The sequence below is a fragment of the Erysipelatoclostridium sp. MSK.23.31 genome (assembly GCF_019125875.1).
In the GTDB taxonomy this organism is placed as follows: domain Bacteria; phylum Bacillota_I; class Bacilli_A; order Erysipelotrichales; family Coprobacillaceae; genus Thomasclavelia; species Thomasclavelia ramosa.
Map to the genome: position 1 here is coordinate 1 of NZ_JAHOCB010000122.1, position 625 is coordinate 625.

Genomic DNA, 625 nt, shown 5'->3' on the forward strand with positions numbered 1-625 from the left:
CAAAGGCAAGCACAAAATATTTCTGCCTGTATGAAAAACAAAAGGAACAGGCAACGAAAAAGAAACATACCGATATTATCAACCGTTTTGAAATTCGTCTGCGTGACAAAAAGGCGGTACAGGCAGTTGAAGAACTGTTATTGACGTATAACCCTCATGGGCTGGTGTTTTATCTCATTACCGATTTTGTGGAATTTCCTGACTATCCATTGTGGGAGATATTCATTTCCCATGACAGTTTACCTTTTGAAATGAACCCTGTACCTGTCAATATGGAACGCACTCTGCAATGGCTGGAAAGACAGGTCATGCCGTCAATCGTGATGATAGAGGAAATCGACAGGCTGACAGGTTCAAACTACATGAAAATGATTGATGAATGTACCCACCTTTCTGAAAAACAGGAAATGCTTGTGGAACAGATGTGTACGGACATATCAGACGTAATCGAAAGTGAGGGGGTGTTTTATGAGTAATACACAGGATATTCCCGTATGGGAAAAATACACCCTTACCATTGAAGAAGCGTCAAAGTATTTCCGCATTGGAGAAAACAAGTTAAGACGATTGGCAGAGGAAAACAAGGACGCTGGCTGGCTCATTATGAATGGCAACCGCATACAGA

2 protein-coding genes are annotated in these 625 nt (G+C 41.4%); both read left to right on the forward strand.

What is annotated here, in order from left to right:
• Window positions 1-476 (forward strand): replication initiation factor domain-containing protein (locus KSU54_RS18590; protein WP_217749055.1); only part of this gene is annotated, 476 nt, incomplete at its 5' end.
• The coding region (locus KSU54_RS18595; protein WP_217749056.1) for an excisionase at window positions 469-625 on the forward strand (157 nt) is incomplete at its 3' end. The genes KSU54_RS18590 and KSU54_RS18595, both read left to right, overlap by 8 nt.